The organism is Candidatus Microthrix parvicella Bio17-1 (assembly GCF_000299415.1).
In the GTDB taxonomy this organism is placed as follows: Bacteria; Actinomycetota; Acidimicrobiia; order Acidimicrobiales; family Microtrichaceae; genus Microthrix; species Microthrix parvicella.
Genome location: NZ_AMPG01000001.1, coordinates 599597 through 617625, shown reverse-complemented (window position 1 = coordinate 617625; position 18029 = coordinate 599597). Strand labels below are relative to the sequence as shown.

Annotated in this window: 15 protein-coding genes; 10 read left to right on the top strand and 5 right to left on the bottom strand. The window is 67.4% G+C overall.

Annotated elements, in window-relative coordinates; genetic code table 11:
• Nucleotides 1-39 precede the first annotated feature (39 nt).
• Nucleotides 40-2055, top strand: a complete 2016-nt coding sequence (locus MPARV_RS22090) for a M23 family metallopeptidase (RefSeq protein WP_051011870.1) — start codon at nucleotides 40-42, stop codon at nucleotides 2053-2055.
• Between the two features lie 25 nt (nucleotides 2056-2080).
• Here MPARV_RS22090 and sufU read toward each other — a convergent pair whose 3' ends face one another.
• From sufU to MPARV_RS0102985, 3 genes are all read right to left on the bottom strand, one after another.
• Nucleotides 2081-2566, bottom strand: coding sequence for a Fe-S cluster assembly sulfur transfer protein SufU (sufU, locus tag MPARV_RS0102995; RefSeq protein ID WP_012225899.1), 486 nt, complete (start codon nucleotides 2564-2566; stop codon nucleotides 2081-2083).
• Between the two features lie 65 nt (nucleotides 2567-2631).
• Entirely contained in the window at nucleotides 2632-3888 is a 1257-nt protein-coding gene (locus tag MPARV_RS0102990) for an aminotransferase class V-fold PLP-dependent enzyme (protein ID WP_012225901.1), read from the bottom strand.
• Between the two features lie 132 nt (nucleotides 3889-4020).
• Nucleotides 4021-4647: an MBL fold metallo-hydrolase gene (locus MPARV_RS0102985; RefSeq protein WP_012225903.1), complete on the bottom strand. Its 627-nt coding sequence runs from the start codon at nucleotides 4645-4647 to the stop codon at nucleotides 4021-4023.
• 107 nt (nucleotides 4648-4754) lie between these two features.
• Here MPARV_RS0102985 and cysS point away from each other — a divergent pair, with 107 nt between their 5' ends.
• The gene (cysS, locus tag MPARV_RS0102980; RefSeq protein WP_020377182.1) at nucleotides 4755-6305 is read left to right on the top strand and encodes a cysteine--tRNA ligase; all 1551 of its coding nucleotides are present in this window, start codon (nucleotides 4755-4757) and stop codon (nucleotides 6303-6305) included.
• A 117-nt stretch (nucleotides 6306-6422) separates the two neighbouring features.
• Entirely contained in the window at nucleotides 6423-6920 is a 498-nt protein-coding gene (gene tpx, locus MPARV_RS0102975) for a thiol peroxidase (protein WP_031277127.1), read from the top strand.
• Between the two features lie 54 nt (nucleotides 6921-6974).
• Here the strand turns inward: tpx and MPARV_RS0102970 are convergent, their stop codons facing one another.
• Nucleotides 6975-7394 (bottom strand): type II toxin-antitoxin system VapC family toxin, encoded by a 420-nt coding sequence (locus MPARV_RS0102970; RefSeq protein ID WP_012225909.1) that lies wholly within the window; start codon nucleotides 7392-7394, stop codon nucleotides 6975-6977.
• Nucleotides 7391-7687, bottom strand: coding sequence for a type II toxin-antitoxin system Phd/YefM family antitoxin (locus tag MPARV_RS0102965; RefSeq protein ID WP_040055358.1), 297 nt, complete (start codon nucleotides 7685-7687; stop codon nucleotides 7391-7393). Before MPARV_RS0102965 ends, MPARV_RS0102970 begins: the two co-directional genes overlap by 4 nt.
• 165 nt (nucleotides 7688-7852) lie before the next feature.
• On the opposite strand from MPARV_RS0102965, the gene MPARV_RS0102960 reads away from it, so the two are divergent.
• The 7 genes from MPARV_RS0102960 to MPARV_RS0102930 all read left to right on the top strand — a co-directional run bounded on the left by MPARV_RS0102960 (nucleotide 7853) and on the right by MPARV_RS0102930 (nucleotide 17954).
• Nucleotides 7853-8968 (top strand): acyl-CoA dehydrogenase family protein, encoded by a 1116-nt coding sequence (locus MPARV_RS0102960; protein ID WP_020377180.1) that lies wholly within the window; start codon nucleotides 7853-7855, stop codon nucleotides 8966-8968.
• Between the two features lie 56 nt (nucleotides 8969-9024).
• Nucleotides 9025-9477 (top strand): hypothetical protein, encoded by a 453-nt coding sequence (locus tag MPARV_RS0102955; RefSeq protein WP_020377179.1) that lies wholly within the window; start codon nucleotides 9025-9027, stop codon nucleotides 9475-9477.
• A gap of 46 nt (nucleotides 9478-9523) precedes the next feature.
• Nucleotides 9524-9742 (top strand): hypothetical protein, encoded by a 219-nt coding sequence (locus MPARV_RS0102950; protein ID WP_020377178.1) that lies wholly within the window; start codon nucleotides 9524-9526, stop codon nucleotides 9740-9742.
• A 9-nt stretch (nucleotides 9743-9751) separates the two neighbouring features.
• Complete coding sequence (locus MPARV_RS0102945) at nucleotides 9752-10552, top strand: alpha/beta hydrolase family protein (protein ID WP_020377177.1); 801 nt, start codon at nucleotides 9752-9754, stop codon at nucleotides 10550-10552.
• Nucleotides 10553-10641: 89 nt separating this feature from the next.
• Entirely contained in the window at nucleotides 10642-13386 is a 2745-nt protein-coding gene (gene aceE, locus MPARV_RS0102940) for a pyruvate dehydrogenase (acetyl-transferring), homodimeric type (protein ID WP_020377176.1), read from the top strand.
• Between the two features lies 1 nt (nucleotide 13387).
• Nucleotides 13388-14404 carry a ribonuclease H family protein gene (locus tag MPARV_RS23380; RefSeq protein WP_020377175.1) on the top strand — a complete coding sequence of 339 codons (1017 nt, stop codon included), beginning with the start codon at nucleotides 13388-13390 and terminating at the stop codon, nucleotides 14402-14404.
• Nucleotides 14405-14414: 10 nt separating this feature from the next.
• Nucleotides 14415-17954, top strand: a complete 3540-nt coding sequence (locus MPARV_RS0102930) for a hydantoinase B/oxoprolinase family protein (RefSeq protein WP_172636547.1) — start codon at nucleotides 14415-14417, stop codon at nucleotides 17952-17954.
• The last annotated feature ends 75 nt before the right edge of the window (nucleotides 17955-18029 follow it).

Sequence of the window (18029 nt, the reverse complement as noted above, 5' to 3'; positions counted from 1 at the left end):
ACAAGATCACGGTCTCTGGCCGATAACCTGTACCTGGTGATGATGACCCCTCTGAGCAGCCTGGCTAAGCAACGTGGCCGACGAACCCTGGGCGCAGCCGCGCTGTCGGGAGCGCTGCTCATTGGCACGGTCGGTGGTGGAGTGCCGGCGGGTGCAGAGGAAGAGCCACCTGAGGCGACCGAACCGGTGGCTCCGCCGACCACTGCTGCGCCCGCGACGACGGCGGCGCCGACCACTGCTGCGCCCACCACTGCTGCGCCCACGACGGCGGCCCCGGTGACCGCTCCTCCGGTGACAGCGCCTCCGCCCACCCAGGCCCCCGAGACCACCCAGGCGCCGGGACCGACGCCGACGGCACCGCCGGCCACCCAGGCGCCGACACAAACCACCCCGACGCTTCCCGAGGCAACGCTTCCTCCGCCGGGTGCCGAGGAGCCGGAGGAAGACGGCGGCGGTGACGTGGGCGAGGTTGTTACGCCGCCTCCCGCGCCTTCAGGCGACCCGGGAGATGCAGGGGGAAGCAACACCGGTGGCGGTGCGGTCGTTGGATCAAGCCCCATTCGCGAGTTGGCGCCGGGCATCTGGGAGACCCCGGTCCTGGTTGGCGGCGAGGCCGGCGTTCAGGGTGTCAGCCTGCGTGAGACCGCCACCAAGGTGCGCAAGGAGGCCGAATCGGTCGCCTTCTCGGTTGAGGAGCAGCGGTCGGCCGCCAAGGCCCGGGTCATCGAGGCTGAAACGGCCCTGGTACAGGCGGAACGTGCGGTCAACAACGCTCGGAAGGACCTCGACAGTCGAGAGGCCACCTCCGAGCTGGCCCGCAAGCAGCTGTCCCGCATGAGTGTGGCGTCCTACACCAACCTCTACGGAGAGAATGATCCCGACGTGCTGGCGTTGACCGGCCAGACCATGCGGTCGAGCGTGGTTCGCGAGTATTCGGGCACCGTCATGGTGGGCGCCGACGAGAACCAGGTGAGTGCGTCGAAAGGCCTCGAGTCCGCGCAGGCGAGCGTCAAGAAGCTGACCACTGCACGTGAAGGTGCCAAGGCGGCGCTCGCTGAGTCCCGGAAGGGGTTGGCGGACACCGAGGCCAGCTTGGCCAAGGTGGTGTCCGAGGCCTCGTCGCTGACGTTTGATGACCCCGACGTCCCCGACGAAACCACGCCCGCACTGCCCGAACTGCCGGAGGGGGCACTGGCGACGACGACCGCCGGAGGCTCGCCGGAAGCGCAGCAGCCCGATGCGGCGCTCGCAGCGCTGCTGGCCAACGACCTCACCGTCACCTACCCCATTGCCGGCGATTGGAACTTCATCGACTCGTGGGGGTACGACCGGGACGGCGGCAAGCGCCGTCACCAGGGCGCCGACATGTTCTCCCGTTACGGCACCCCGGTGGTGGCGGTGGAGGACGGCGTGGTGCGGGTGGCAACCAACCGGCTCGGTGGCAACACGGTGTATCTCTACGGTCGGTCCGGAAACCGTTACTACTACGCCCACCTGTCGGCGGTGGCCGAGGGCGTCGACGGTCAACAGGTGGAGGTGGGCCAGTTCTTGGGCAAGGTGGGTACCTCGGGTAACGCCATCGGCACGCCTCCCCACCTTCACTTCGAGGTGAAGCCGTCCGGGGGGGAGACCTCCAACCCCTATCCGGTGGCCAAAGCGCTGGCGCTGGCCGTCACCCAGGCCCGGGAGGCCGGTGCCACGCCCACCGTTCGTGCCCAAGACCTCCCAAAGCTGCCGGAGGAGCTCGGTCGCACACTGTGGACCTCGGGCAAGGTGCGTTCGGACACCCTGCTCAAACTTGGCACCGACGACTGGGTCACGCTGATCAATCGCACGGTGCTGCCCGTTGAGGCCCTGTCGCTGGCCGATCCGCTGATCGCCACCGCCGTCGCTCAACGGTTGGGTGACAAGGTGGACCCCGAATCGCTCCCCAAGGTGACCGGAGGTGTGGTGACCACCGCTCCGGCGCCGGTGGCGTTGCCGTCCGACGCAAAAGCCCCGATGCCGTCGCCTCCAACCAGCCAGGCCGCTCCGACCAACCTCGGCGGCGGCTAGCGGGCCCCCGGCTTGCGGCCCTTGGTTAGACGCCGGCGTCGTCGAGGGCCTGCACCAGGGTGTTCCACGAGAGGGTGGCGCACTTGATTCGCACCGGAAACTTCACTACTCCCTGCAGGGCCGCCAGGTCGCCCAGGTCTGGGGCTTCCGGCTCGCCGGCCGGTTCTTCATCGCCGTCGTCGTCTTCCCCACTGAGTTCGTTTTCGTGGATTGACATCATCTGCTTGAACGAGCGCACCAACGCCCGCACCTCGTCGACGGTGCGGCCCTGAATGGCCGCACTCATCATCGATGCGGATGACTGGCTGATCGAACAACCCTGGCCGTCGATGGCCACGTCGGCCACCACGCCCGCATCGTTGACGTCCAGGTAGACCACCACTTCGTCGCCGCACAGCGGGTTGTAGCCCTCTGCCCGCACGGCGGGCGGTGTTTCCAGTTGGCCGCGGTGGCGCGGGCTTCGGTAGTGATCGAGGATGATCTCGCGGTACAGGTCTTCGAGACCGGCCATGGGTACTCCGATGGTTTTGGGTGGCAAGTGGGGAGGGTGGAGTGGGGAGGGTGGGGCGGGGACGCCTACAGAAAGAACCGGGCCGTGGCTTCCAGGCCGTCGGCGAGGGCGTCGATGTCGTCGGGGGTGTTGTAGAGGTACCACGATGCCCGGGCCGTGGCGCCAACGCCCAGCGCCTTCATCAGCGGTTTGGCGCAATGGTGTCCGGCCCGCACCGCAACACCGTGTTCGTCGAGGATCTGGGACACGTCGTGGGGGTGAACGTCGCCCAATGCAAAGCTCATCACCCCGGCTCGTTGATCCGGCTCGGCGGGGCCGTGGATCACCATGCGTTCGCCAAAGCGTTCGGTCAGCGTGCGAAAGGCGTAAGCGGACATGGCCTGCTCATGGGCCTGAACGGCTTCCATCCCCACCTCGTTGAGGAAGGCGATTGCCTCTCCCAGCCCGATGATCTCGGCGATGGGCGGGGTACCTGCCTCAAATCGATGAGGTATGCCGGTGGGGACGAACCCGTCGAGGCGAACGTCCTGAATCATCGAACCGCCACCGAGAAACGGGGGCATGTCCTCAAGGATGCTGCGTCGGGCCCACAGCACACCGATGCCGGTCGGCCCGCACATCTTGTGGCCGGAGAACGCCAAAAAATCGGCGCCGAGCGCGTTGACGTCGCAGGCGGCGTGTGGCACGTACTGGCAGGCGTCGACGCACACGAGCGCACCGGCGTCGTGAGCGGCGTCAGCGATGCGTCGAACGGGGGTGAGGGTGCCGGTGACGTTGGATGCGGCGGTGAGGCCCACCAGCTTTGCGCCATCCAACAGCGTGTCGAGGTTGCCAAGGTCCAGTTGGGCGTCCTCGGTCAGCGGGATCCATCGGATGTCGAACCCGCGCTCGGACGCCAGCATCTGCCAGGGGACGATGTTGGCGTGGTGTTCCAACATGGTGAGCACGATGGCGTCGCCGGGACCCAGGTTGGCCCTGCCCCACGACCCTGCAACCAGGTTGAGTGACTCGGTGGCGTTCTTTGTGAACACCACCTCGTCGACGTCGGACGCTCCGATGAATCGGGCGACATCGGAGCGGACCCCCTCCAACGCATTGGTGGCCTGCTCGGAGATCTCATAGACGCCCCGGTGAACATTGGCGTTGATCGTCTCGTAAAAGCCGGACATCGCATCGATGACACGTTGAGGCTTCTGCGACGACGCGGCGCTGTCGAGAAAGGCCATGCGATGGCCTTTGATGGAGCGCTGAAGGACCGGAAACTGCCGCTGCAGCGCAACGGCGTCCAGAGGGTCGCCCGGCAGGTTTCGCAGTTCGCTCATACGCTCACAACCTGCGTCGCCTCTGGTGTCATGAGGCGCAGTCTATTTCTCCGGCCGGGAGCGGGGAAATAGGCAGGCGTCACCGACCGCACGTCGGCCGGTTGCAGCGAACCCGGTGTTCCTGGCGTCCAACTACCACCCGCGATCCACCCACTCGTCGAGGTGCGGTGCCTCCGTGCCGATCGTGGTGTGATCGCCGTGCCCGGGCAGCACCAGCGTGTCGGCGGCGAGGGGGCGGAAGAGCCGCTGTTCCAGCGACTCGATGATCGTGTTGAAGTCGCCACCCTCGAAGGTGGTGTTGCCCGGGCCGCCAGGAAAGAGCGTGTCGCCCGAGAACAACACGGGTGCCCCCTCGATGGAAAAACACATCGATCCTGGTGTGTGGCCCGGGGTGTGGATGGTGTGCAGCCGGAGATCGCCCACCTGAATCACCTCCTCGTCACCGAGAATCTCGTCGTAGGAGGGCAGCATCGAGGCATCCTCGGAGGTGATGCCCACCGAGTAGCCCGCGTCGCGCATCTGTGTCACCGCCTGGATGTGGTCCCAGTGGCCGTGGGTCTCCAGAACCTGGCGAACGCCCAGATTCTTGGCCAACTCGAGGAGCACGTCGTGTTCGTTGGCTGCATCGATCAGCACGGCGTCGCCCGACCGTCGGCAGCGCAACACGTAGACGTTGTTGTCCATCGGGCCCACCACGACCTGATGGATCTCGGCTCGGGCGTCGGACCAGATACGGGTGTTGACGGCGTCGGTGGTCATCCGGGCAGGGTACCGCCGGCCGGGACCGCCCGACGGCAGGAGGAGGGGGTGGCCACGACGGCCGACGCTTGATGCGGCCGGCGAGGTCGAGGCGCCATGATGGTGTCATGTCAGCTTCCGACAGCGATGTTCCTTTCGACGGCGCTGCACGTCCCGCTCCCTTGGTCAATCTGCGACTGTTCGACACCCGTCGTCGAAGCGTCGAGCCGTTTCTTCCGCTGAACCCGCCCCACGTTGGCATCTACACCTGTGGGCCCACGGTGTATGCGCCACAACACCTGGGCAACATGCGAAGCCAGCTCACCCCGGACCTGTTGCGACGCGTTCTTCTGGTTGGGGGGTACGACGTCACCTACGTCACCAACATCACCGACGTGGGCCACCTCACCGACGACGCCGACCAGGGCGATGACAAAATGGAGGCCGCCGCCGCACGCACGGGGAGAACCGCCGAGGACATTGCGGCCCACTACACCTCCCAGTGGGCCGACGATCGCCGCGCCCTGGGCTGCCTCGAACCCGATGAGTTGCCACGGGCCGCCGCACACGTGGCCGAGCAGATCGAGCTGATCGGAATCCTGGAGCGGGGCGGGCACACCTACGTCATCGACGATGGGGTCTACTTCGACATCTCCACCTTCCCGGCCTACGCCGACTTCGCTGGCTTGAACGTGGCCGCCCAGACGACGAGCGGTCGGGTTGACAACACCGGAGCCAAGCGAAATCCGCCCGATTTCGCGTTGTGGAAGTTCACCCCCGAGGGCGTGAGACGGCAACAGGAGTGGGATTCTCCGTGGGGCCGCGGGTTTCCCGGCTGGCACATCGAGTGCTCGGCGATGTCCCGCCGGTACCTGGGCGATTCCTTCGACATCCACACCGGCGGCATCGACCACATCGGCGTGCATCACACCAACGAGGTCGCCCAGAGCGAGGCGGCGCTCGGCGTGCACCCCTGGGTCGGTCACTGGGTGCACAACGAGTTTCTCAACCTGTCGGGCGCCAAGCTGTCGAAATCGGCAGGACACGCACTCACGGTGGAAACGCTGGTCGATCGCGGCTACGAACCGCTGGCGTTTCGGTACCTCTTCCTCACCGCTCACTACCGCCAGCAGCAGGACTTCACCTGGGCGGCCATGGATCAGGCGGCGGTGGCGTTCAGGCGGCTTCGCAAGGCGGCCGCCACGGCCCGTACCGAGGCCATCGCAGCAGGTGGGCTCCCCGCCGACATCGTTGCGCCCGACGACAGCCCGACCCGCAACGACGACATCGTTCAGCGGCTGGTGGGGTCGGAGCCCGTGATCGCGCACGTCGCCGCGTTCTGGGAGGCGCTCGCCGACGACCTGGCTTCTCCCAGGGCGGTGGCGGCGCTTTGGGATGCGCTCCGGGATGACGATCTTGGTCCTGCGGAGCGCTGGGCGTTGCTGGCCGACGTCGACCGGGCGCTGGGGCTGGGCCTCGCCGCCGCCGCTGACCCCGATGCGGTGGCCGAGGCCACCGGCACCGACGAGCGCATCGATGCGTTGCTGGCCGAGCGGCAGGTGGCTCGCGCCGAACGCAATTTTGTTCGGGCGGACGAAATCCGCGACGAGCTGGTCGCTGAGAACGTCATCGTGACCGACACGGCCGACGGGGCGACGTGGCGGCGCTCCGCCGGCTGAACTCCATGAGCCCGCAGGATGAAAAACCTCGGTGGGTCGGACGACGCTAGATTTGCCGGCCTGCCCTTCCTCCCGGCCTCACGTCCGCCGGCGACCCCCAACCAATTGGAGACCAACATGGCCAGCATCACCATCGGTGGCAACGAGGTCCACACCGTCGGTACGCCGCCCGCCGAGGGCGCCCATGCGCCGAGCTTCGACCTGACCGGCGTCGACCTGGGCGAGATCTCCTTGGGCGGGCTCTCCGGTCAGAACGTCGTGCTCAACATCTTCCCGTCGATCGACACCCCCACGTGTGCCGCTTCGGTGCGGGCGTTCAACGAGCGGGCGGCGGCTCTCGACAACACCACGGTGTTGTGCGTCTCGGCGGACCTACCGTTTGCCCAGCAGCGCTTCTGTGGCGCCGAGGGGATCGACGGCGTGCTGATGGGCTCCACCTTCCGCACGGCTGCGTTCGGCAAGGACTACGGCCTGACCATGGGCGATGGCCCCATGGCCGGCCTGTTGGCCCGAGCCGTCCTGGTGGTCGACGGTGACGGCCAGGTGGTGCACAGCCAGTTGGTGCCCGAACTGGCCGACGAGCCCGACTACGACGAGGCGTTGGCTGCGCTGTAGCCCCGACGTCGGGGTGGTGGCCCACGTCTGCATAATCAACAGATGCGCTGGGTTTCAGGGCCGGGTCAGGTCATCTTCCGGTAGTGAGAACCCGAGCGACAGGGCGACGGGGATCTGAGCCGGGTCGAACGTGAGGTAGGTCACCGGGCGAGGCAGGCGGTCGGCGGCCGCCAGGTGGAGCGCATCCACCGTGCGCAACGGTTGGGTCCGTCCCAATTCGGCTGCCCGATCGAGACACTTGCGGTCGAGGGGCACCACGGCGCACCGTTCCCAGTCGTCGCGAAGCGCCTGGCGAAGCCGGTCCGCCCGATCGGCGTCCAGCCCCAGCCGGTCCATCAACATCATCGCCTCGCTCAGCACCAGTGCGGACGCACACCAGTCGGGGTCGGAGTTCATGGCCTGCACCGCAACGGCGTGGGTTGGGCCCTCCAGGTAGCGGGCCAGCAGCCCGGTGGTGTCAAGGGCCAGCGTCATCGGCCCCGGACCTCTCGAATGAGCGTGTCGAGGCGCACCCCGGCCCAGGTTGGCACGGTCAAGGACGGTTCGGGGCGGTCCGCCCGCCGCGGTGCCTCAACCTCGCCTCGGGCAACGAGGTCGGCCAGGGTCAGCGGTCCCACCGTTGGCTCCACCGGGCCCAACTGGGCCACCGGACGCCCCGCCACGGTGATCACCACTCGTTCGCCGGATCCGGCCCGCCGAACCAACGACGCAAGCTCGGCCCGAAGTTGCCGAACGCCCAGTTGCAAGGTTCCTCCGGTGAGGTCCATGACGGTCACCCTACCGACGCACGACCCAGTGAGTACCCATGTGTACACAAGTTGACCTGACATCGATCGACCCGCAGGGCAGACTGGAACGCGTACAACACCGCTCGAGGCCACCGCAGCGCACCGCTGTGGAGCGGGCTCGAACCACTCATCCAGGGGACACCCATGAACTTCGCATTCTCCGAAGAACAGGTCGAGCTGCGCAAGGTCGCCGCCGACTTCCTGACGAACAAGAGCGCCGAGGCCGACGTGCGAGCCCTCATGGAGACCGACGAGGGCTACGACCCCGCCGTGTGGAGCCAGATGGCCGAGCAACTGGGGCTGCAGGGCCTGGCGATTCCCGAGGAGTACGGCGGCTCCGGCTACAGCTACGTCGAGCTCTGCGTGATCTTCGAGGAGATGGGCCGTCGCCTGCTGTGTGCACCGTTCTTCTCCACGGTGGCGCTGGCGGCCAACGCCCTGTTGCACTCGGGTGACGACGACGCCAAGGCCAGGTATCTGCCGGGCATCGCCTCAGGCGAGACGATCGCGACGGTCGCCTTCACCGAGGAGAACGGTCGGTGGGACGAGTCGGGCATCGAGATGGAGGCCGCAGCCTCCGACGAGGGCCACACGCTGACCGGCACCAAGAGCTATGTCATCGATGGCCACATCGCATCCTTGATCCTCGTCGCGGCGCGCACGCCCGAGGGCGTGAGCCTGTTCGCTGTCGACGGCGACGCCTCCGGGCTGGGCCGTACTCCGCTGTCCACCATGGACCAGACCCGAAAGCAGGCGAAGCTCGATTTCGACAACACGCCCGCCACACTCATCGGGGCCGCGGGGTCGGGGTGGGACACGCTGCGCACCATGTTGCAGCTGGCCGTCGTGGCGCTGGCTTCCGAGCAGATGGGTGGCGCCCAGGAGTGCCTCGACTCGGCGGTTCAGTACGCCAAGGACCGGGTGCAGTTCGGACGTCCCATCGGCTCATTCCAGGCGATCAAGCACAAGCTGGCCGATATGTTGTTGGAGGTTGAGTCGGGCAAGTCCGCCGCCTACTACTCCTCCTGGTGCGCAGCCGAGATGAACGACGAGCTGACCTCGGTGTCGTCCCTGGCCAAGTCGTACTGCTCGGAGGCCTACTTCCACACGACCGCCGAGAACATCCAGATCCACGGCGGTATCGGCTTCACCTGGGAACATCCTGCGCACCTGTACTTCAAGCGGGCCAAGAGCTCCGAGTTGTTGTTCGGCGATCCGACCTACCACCGGGAGCTGTTGGCCCAGGCCATCGGCATCTGAGTTGATCGGCTCGGCCGTTCGTTGGCTCGTGGTGGGACTGTGACAGGCTCACCCTCGTGATCGCGCTGTTTTGGGTGCTCTGCGCGTTGGTGTCCTTCGTCATCGCCGCGCTGGCGGTTGGGTCGGTCACCGGCGTCCAGGCCCAGCGACCGCTGCGGGCCGTTTACGTGGTGGAGGACGCGGTGACCTATGTCGCCGATCATCTGCCCGACGACGTGTCCGCCCAGGTGAGCTACGACGATGTGCGGGCCGTCGTCGACGCCCAAATCGGTTATCTCGGCAGGCGGGGCCTGGCGTCGGGGCGCACCTTCGACACGGTTGCCGACGATCTGGTGGTGGTGGACGAGGACGAGCCCCTGGCATGGGTGTTGGGCGAACTTGAGGATCGTGAGCTGACCGACGACCAGGTGGTCGTGATCCTCCGCGCGGAGGCCGGCTATCAGCGCAGCATCGGCGCCGTCGGACCGCCATTGGCAGATGGCGATGCAACTCAAGATGAAGCCTCCTGACTGCTCGAAGTAGGGTCTGGCTTTCATCGCAGAGGAGATTGATACGATGGACCGCCCCAAGCAGTTCGCGGAGAATCAGTATGTGGGCGATAAGTGCTCGCAGGTGGTCTACGACGTCGACGCCCTGACCGGCGCCGACGAGGCGTTGCTCACCGAGCTCCTCGCCGCAGAAACGTTCATTTGCTTCGGTCCCGACACGCTGGCCGAGGCGCGCAATCGGGGCTATCGCCCCCACGCCGGTTCCCGCGCAGCGGCAACCGCCTAACGCCCGCCGGTGGGCGCCAACGAGTCCGGAGTTGGTGAAGGTTTGTCGCCGGTGGGCGGCAACCTTCGGTTCTCATCGGACGGGCTCTCGCTGGCCGGTTACCTGGCCCAGCCCTCCGGGGCACGGGCCTCGGGCCATGGGGTGGTGCTGTGCCATGGGTTCCCCAACAAGGGTCGCGGTGCCGAAAACTCGGGCAAGTCGTTTCCCGAGTTGGCCGACCGGCTGTCCGCCTCGTTGTCCTGGCCGGTGCTCACGATCAACTTCCGGGGCTGCGCCACCTCGGAGGGCAACTTTGAACTCGACGGATGGCAGCGTGACGTGGCCGCAGCGGTCGCCGAGTTGACCTCCCTGGGTGTCACCGCCGTGTGGCTGGTGGGTTTCGGCACCGGTGGTTCATTGTGTATCTGTGAGGGTGCGTCCAACCCGGCGGTGGTCGGCGTTTCGGCTGCCGCATCGCCCGGTGACTTCGACGATTGGGCCCGTCACCCACGGGCGTTGTTGGACCATGCCCGCGAGGTCGGGGTGATCCGGGACGCCGGCTTTCCGGCAGACGTTGGCGAATGGGCACGTGGGCTGGCCGCCACCCGCCCCGTCGACCGGGTGGCGGAATTGGCACCCCGGCCGCTGCTGCTGCTTCATGGCTCGGCAGACGAGATCGTACCCACGGTGGATCCTCTGGCGCTGGCCGATGCTCACGGCTCTGCGGAGTTTCGCATGATCGACGGCGCCGGCCACGAGCTGCGTCACGACCCACGCGCCGTGGCCATGTTGACGGGGTGGCTTTCACGCACCTCTCGGCTGGTCGAGTAGCGCGGCGTCTGTAATCCGGCCGGTACCCGGAGCGGCCGGGCATGGCCATAGTCTGGCGATGAAGAGCTCGACCAGACGAGGGAGTTCCGATGCTCAACGATGCGTTCTCGCACCAGTTGCCCGATGTCGACCCGGGCGAGACCCAGGAGTGGCTCGACTCGCTGGATGCCGTCGTGGAGCACCGGGGTAAGGCCCGAGCGCGGTACCTGTTGGCCCGGCTGGGCGAGGCCGCCCACGATCGGCAACTTGGTGTTGCGGCGTCGGTGTGGACCCCGTATGTGAACACGATTCCAACCGATGGGCAGCCGTGGTTTCCCGGTGACTTCGAAATGGAGCGCCGCATCAGGGCGTTCATTCGCTGGAACGCGGTGGCCATGGTGGTTCGTGCCAACAAGGCGGCGCCGGGCATCGGCGGGCACCTGTCCACCTACGCGTCCTCGGCGGCGCTGTACGAGGTGGGGTTCAACCACTTCTTCCGTGGCCAGGCCGACGGTACCCCGGGCGACCACGTCTACATCCAGGGTCACGCTTCACCTGGCATCTACGCCCGGGCGTACCTGGAGGGCCGCTTCGATGAGGTCGACCTCGACCGTTTTCGTCTCGACATCGATACCCCCGCCCGGGCCGGCCGGGGCCTCAGCAGTTACCCCCATCCGCATCTCATGGGTGACTTTTGGCAGTTTCCCACCGTGTCGATGGGTCTGGGACCGATCAACTCGATCTACCAGGCACGTTTCGACCGGTACCTGAACAACCGCCACATCGATGACACCTCCCGCTCTCGGGTGTGGGCCTTTGTCGGAGATGGAGAAACCGATGAACCCGAGACACTGGGTTCGATCGACCTGGCGGCGCGGGAGGGGCTGGACAATCTCACGTGGGTGGTCAACTGCAACCTGCAGCGCCTGGACGGGCCGGTGCGGGGCAACGGCAAGATCATCCAGGAGCTCGAGGGCATCTTCCGCGGCAATGGCTGGAACGTCATCAAGGTGGTCTGGGGCGCCGCTTGGGACGAGTTGTTGGCACAGGATGTCGATGGCGTGCTGCTCAACAAGATGAACACCACCGTCGATGGTGAGTTTCAGAGGTACGCCGTCGAGTCGGGCGCCTACATCCGCGAGCATTTCTTTGGGCCCGACCCGCGCCTGCGGAAGCTGGTCGAACACCTTTCCGATGAGCAGTTGCAGAGCCTGCCACGGGGTGGTCACGACTACGCCAAGGTGTATGCCGCCTATCGGGCCGCCACCGAGATGACCGGCGCTCCGACCGCCATCCTGGCTCAGACCGTGAAGGGCTGGGCGCTGGGTTCAAAGGTGGAAGGGCGCAACTCCACCCACCAGATCAAGAAGATGGACACCGAGCAGTTGCTGGAGCTTCGAGAGCGCCTGCACCTGGAGGACGACGTGTCCGAGGCCGACCTGGCAGGCGGTGATCCGCCCTACCTGCGGTTTGCCGATGACTCGCCCGAGCATCGGTATCTCATGGAGCGGCGGAGGGGTTTGGACGGCCCGCTGCCTGCTCGCACCCTGCCGGTTCGCCGGGGTCTCGGTTCGGTCGAGGAGGGCACCTGGAACGAGCTTTTGGCGGGCTCCCACGGGCAGGAGGTGTCGACCACGATGGCGTTCACCCGGCTGCTTCGCAGCCTTGCCCGCGACCCCGTGGTCGGCGATCGGGTGGTGCCGATCATCCCCGATGAGGCACGCACTTTTGGCATGGATGCGCTGTTTCGCGAGCTGGGGATCTACGCCGCCAAGGGACAGCGCTACGAGCCGGTGGACCATCACCTGTTGTTGTCCTACGTCGAGAAGTCCGATGGGCAGATCCTGGAGGAGGGCATCACCGAGGCCGGATCGATGGCGTCATGGACCGCCGCTGCAACGGCCTATGCCACCACCGGCGTGCCGATGCTGCCGTTCTTCACGTTCTATTCCATGTTCGGATTCCAGCGGGTGGGCGACCTGATCTGGGCCGCCGGCGACGCTCGGGCCCGCGGCTTCCTCCTGGGGGCGACCGCCGGTCGGACCACCCTGCAGGGTGAGGGGTTGCAACACACGGATGGTCACAGCCAACTGCTGGCTTCGACGGTGCCGGCGTGCCGTGCCTATGACCCGGCTTTTGCTTGGGAGATGGCGCTGATCATTCGTGACGGCCTTGCTCGCATGTACCCGCCGTCCGCAGCGGGCGAGAAGGTGGGTGGCGAGGACGTGTTTTATTACCTTACCCTCTACAACGAGAACTACGAGATGCCCCCGATGCCAGAGACAGACGGGGGAATCGACGAGCTGACCGGGTGGGTCACCCGCGGGTTGTACCACAGTCACGGCGCGCCGCAGGCCGCTCATCAGGCCTCGGTGCTGTACTCGGGCTCGGGCTGGACTGCGGCCAAGGAGGCCCAGCGATTGCTGCACGAGGACTATGACGTGGGGGTCGACCTGTGGTCGGCAACCTCCTACAACGAGCTCCGGCGAGAGGCCCTGGCGGTCGAGCGTTGGAACCGGCTGCACCCGGACGCGCCCGAGGCGCTGCCGCTGATCACCCGTCTGCTGTCAGCGGGCACGGGGCCGGTGGTGGCGGTCTCGGACTTCCTCTCCGCCTGGGCCGACCAGGTGGTGCGCTGGGTGCCGCGCCCGTTCAGCGTGTTGGGCACCGACGGCTATGGTCGGTCCGACGATCGGGCCCATCTTCGGCGCTTCTTCGAGACCGACGCAGCACACGTGGTGGTGGCGGTGCTGTCGGCGCTGGTCCGCAGCGGGGAGCTTGACCCGTCGGTTGCCACGGGGGCCATCGACCGCTTCGGCATCGACCCTGACATCGACCCACCCTGGACCCGCTGAAGTGGACTCCAGGTCAACGGGGCCGGCCGATCGGCCCGCTCGGGTCTGGACCGATGGTTCATGCCGTGGCAATCCCGGCCCCGGCGGCTGGGGATGGGTGGACGATGGAGGATCCTCCGATTCCGGGGCCGAAGCCCACACCACCAACCAGCGCATGGAGTTGACGGCCGCGCGTGAAGCGGTGGCGACGCACCCAGGTCCGGTCGAGGTGGTGTCCGACTCCAAGTACGTCGTTTCTGCGTTCAACGAAGGCTGGATCGAGGGCTGGCTGAGGCGGGGCTGGAAGAATTCCAAGAAGGAGCCGGTGGCCAACAAGGATTTGTGGCAGCCCTTCGTCGAGGAGGTGGCGGAGCACGGCGCTGTGCGGTTCGCTTGGGTGAAGGGCCACGCCGGCGACCCGATGAACGAGGAGGCCGACCGGCTGGCGACCGAGGCGGCGGCCACCGTCGGGGCCAACGCGTCAACTGCTGCGGCAACTGCTCCGGCAACTGCTGCGTCAACACCGGCACGTCGTGATGACCCTCGGGCACCGGCGGGTTTCCGCTACGCCGTGACCGGCACCCGCCGCCTCGATGCCCGAGCGCTTGGTGCCGCTCGGGCTCAGCTGGCCAAAATCCTGCCGGCGCAACAGGAGTTTCATCCAGACCTTGTGGTGTTGCTGGGCCTGCGCCCGGGGCCTGAGGCCATGGCCGCTGAGGTGGCCCTTGAGGCCGGCCTGACCGTGGTTGCCGTGCTGCCGTGGCCCGACCCGCAGACAACGCTGCGCTCAGCAGACCGGGAGGCCTTTGGTCGCTTGCTGGCCCGGGTGGACGAAACCATCGTGTTGGAGCGGTCCCAACCGACCGACGCTGATGGACGCGCTCAGGCGCTGGCGCGCCGAGACTCCTGGTTGGCGGGTGTTGCCGATGGGGCACTGTTGGTTCGACAGGGCGACTCCTCCGAGAGCCGAGCGCTGCTACGACGGTTCGCCGGCCTTGGCGCAGAGGTCTGGGACCTGGACCTCGCAGCCGAACAGTAGGTTCGACCCCGTGCCGGCTGAACGGTCACAACCGCACCGACCGCCTGGCGCCCGGCCACCGGCCTTTCGGTCGATCAAAATCGGTGTGGACACCGGCGGCACGTTCACCGATGTGGTGACGATGGACGGCACGGTGATGAAGGTGCCGTCGACACCGGAAAACCCGGGTGACGCCATCCGGCAGGGCCTCGCTCGCCTGGGGACGGGCCAGGTGGCCTATCTCGCTCACGGCACCACCGTGGCCACCAACGCGGTGTTGGAAGGGACGCTGGCTCGCGTGGCCCTGTTGGTGACGGAGGGGTTTGGGGATCTGATCGAGATCGGTCGTCAGCATCGGCCCTCGCTTGCGGACCATTTCGTTGATCGGCCTCGTCCGTTGGTCAACCGCGTCGATCGCTTGGAGGTGCGCGAGCGGACCTTCCCGGATGGGGTGGTGGAGACCGCTCCCAGCCTCGACCTGCTTCCAGAGATCCCGGAGGGTGTCGAAGCGATTGCGGTGTGCTTCCTTCATGCCGATCTCAACGCCGAGGGGGAGTCAATGGTGGCCGAGGCGTATCGAGCACGCGGTTGGGACGTGACGGCAAGCCACGAGCTCTCGCCGCTGTTCAGAGAGTTCGAACGGGCTTCAACGACGGTGATGAACGCGGCGCTGCGTCCGCGTGTTCGCCGCTACCTCGAGGGGCTGTCCGGCTTGGCCGAGCAACTGTGGATCATGACGTCGGCGGGTGGAATGTGGCCGCTTGCCAAGGCGCTTGAGGCCCCCGTTGGGTTGGCCCTGTCCGGACCGGCCGGCGGGGTGCGGGCGGCGGCGGTGGTGGCGGCGGCATGCGGCTTTCCCGGCGCGATCTCGCTCGACATGGGTGGGACGTCGACCGACGTGTGCCTCATCACCGGCGGCGAACCGGCGCCGGCGGCCGAACGTGACCTGGTGGGCCATCCGGTTCGGTTGCCGTCACTGGACGTCGTCACAATCGGCGCCGGGGGCGGCTCCATCGGCTCGATCGACTCGGGCGGAGCGGTCGCCGTGGGGCCACGCTCGGCGGGCGCCGTGCCCGGCCCGGTGGCCTACGGGCGGGGCGGCACCGAACCTACGGTTACCGATGCCAATGTGGCGCTGGGTCGAATTCCGACCGAGGGGAGTGGGGCCCTCGGCGACCTCGACGTCGCCGGTGCCGCCGCAGCGTTGAGCGAAGCAGGGTTGAGCGCTCAAGGACTGCTCGATGTGGTGACGGCGAACATGGAGCGCGCGCTTCGCAGCGTCAGCGTGTCACGTGGCATCGATCCGGCAGGGTTGGCACTGGTGGCGTTCGGCGGCGCAGGACCGCTTCACGCGTGCGAGTTGGCCGCGTCGTTGGGCATGGCGGCGGTCATCGTCCCGCCGCTCGCAGGGGTGCTGTCTGCGGTCGGCATTCTGGGCGCACCGGAACGTCACGACCTCACTCAAACATGGCCCACCCCACGGCGCAGGAACGGACTGAACGAGGCCAGGCAAACCCTTGAGTCACGGGTGGAGGCGTTGCTCGGCGTTGGTGACCACGGAGATTCTCGGACGAGTGCTGTCGCACGGGCGGACGGCGAGGTGACGGTGTCCTCGTGGCTGTCCTGTCGCTATGTCGGGCAGTCTCATGAGATCGAGGTCGAGGACGTGGACGATTTTGGGGCGATCCATCAACGGCGCAACGGGTACTCGCTGCCCGATGCTGTCATCGAGGTCGTGTCATTGCGTGCCACCGGTGAGCGTCACTCACTGCTGGGTGTTGTGGAGTTGCTGACCGGGGCGGATCCGGTGACGACCACCGAGGTGCGAGGCCCCATCTCCCTGCCGGCGGCAGACCATACGGTCTGGATCCCCAGGGGCTGGACGGGCAGACCTGGGCCGCTGGGATCGCTGGTGATCACCGCCGATGCCGTCGCCGACGCGGTGCACACCACCGATCCAAACCCGACCGCGGGCTCAGGCGAGGGTGACGTCAAGGTGGGGGGTGGCGGCGCAGGGTTGGCGGTGCTCCTGTCCCGACTGACCGGGGTGGCCGATGAGGCGGGAGCCGTATTGCGACGCGCCGCGTTCAGCGCCAACATCAAGGAACGGGCCGACTGCTCGGTTGCGCTGTTCGACGCACAAGGGCGATTACTGGTTCAAGCCGAACACATCCCCGTGCACCTCGGGTCGATGCCGGCGGCGGTGGCGGCAGTCGTCGAACGACTGGGCGACTTGCCCGCCGGCGAGCAGGCCGTGGTCAACGATCCCTTCGCGGGCGGCACCCACCTGAATGATCTCACCCTGGTGGCGCCCGTACACTGCGACGCCACCCTGGTGGGGTGGCTTGCCACTCGGGCGCATCACGCCGACGTCGGCGGCTCGGCCCCCGGGTCGCTTCCCGCCGACGCCACCCATATTGCCCAGGAGGGTTTGCGGCTTCCGCCGATGCGCTTCACCCCCGAGGTGGCGGCGCTGGTGGTTGCCAACAGCCGAACCCCGGACGAACGGCGAGGTGACCTTGATGCCCAGGCGGGTGCCAACCGGGTGGGGGTCGAGCGGCTGGCGACCATCGTGGAGGAGTTGGGCGGACCCGAGGCCGCCGCCGTCGCATTTGCCGAGGTGCTCGATCATGGCGAACGAGCCGTGGCGGCGGCGTTGGCTCGGGCCCCGGTGGGTCAGTGGGACGCTGCGGACGTGATGGACTCGTCCGGGCCCGCGCCGAACCAGCGCGAGCCGGTGCCCGTTCGGGTGCGGCTCACCTTGGACGGCCACCGGGCCGTGTTCGACTACTCGGCCAGCGGTGCCTCGGCGCCGGGCAACGTGTGGGCGCCACCGGCCGTCACCATCTCGGCGACCTTCTGGGCGCTACGTTCCGTGCTGGATCCGTCGCTTCCGGCCAATGCGGGCACCTTCCGCCGACTGGAGGTTGTCACCCGTCCCGGCACGGTGACCCATGCCGTGGCGCCCAGCGCGGTTGGTGCCGGCAACGTCGAAGTGAGCCAGCGGGTGGCCGATGTGGCGCTGGGCGCGTTGGCGGGGCCGTTCCCCGGGCGGGTGCCGGCCGATTCGCAGGGCACTATGAACAGCATTCTTCTGGGTGGGGACGGCTGGGTCAGCTACGAGACGGTGGGTGGTGGCCAGGGAGGTCGGCCGGTCGGGGTTGCTGATGAGCCCTTGCCGGGCATGTCGGGAGTGCACACGGCGATGACCAATACCCTCAACACGCCGATCGAGGCCGCCGAGCGGGTGTTACCGGTGCGGGTGCGGCGCTACACCCTGCGTCGGGGCAGCGGCGGTGCGGGCAGGTCGCCGGGTGGGGAGGGCATCGAGCGCGAACTCGAAGTGCTCGAGCCGGTCACCGTGTCGTTGATCTGCGACCGACGCGTGGTGGCGCCCCGAGGTCGTGCGGGTGGGGGTGACGGCGCCGTGGGTGAAAACTGGCTGCTGCCTGGAGGTGACACCTCACGTGCCGAGCGCCTGCCCGACAAGTGCACCATCGCGCTTCAGGCGGGCGACGTTTTGCGCATGCTTACTCCCGGTGGTGCGGCCTGGGGCCCGACCTCAAGCTGAGGCCCGATCCTCCCCGGTTGAGCGATCGAAAAGCGGGCGGTAGCGGCAGAATCTGCATTGAACGCGGGTCGCTCC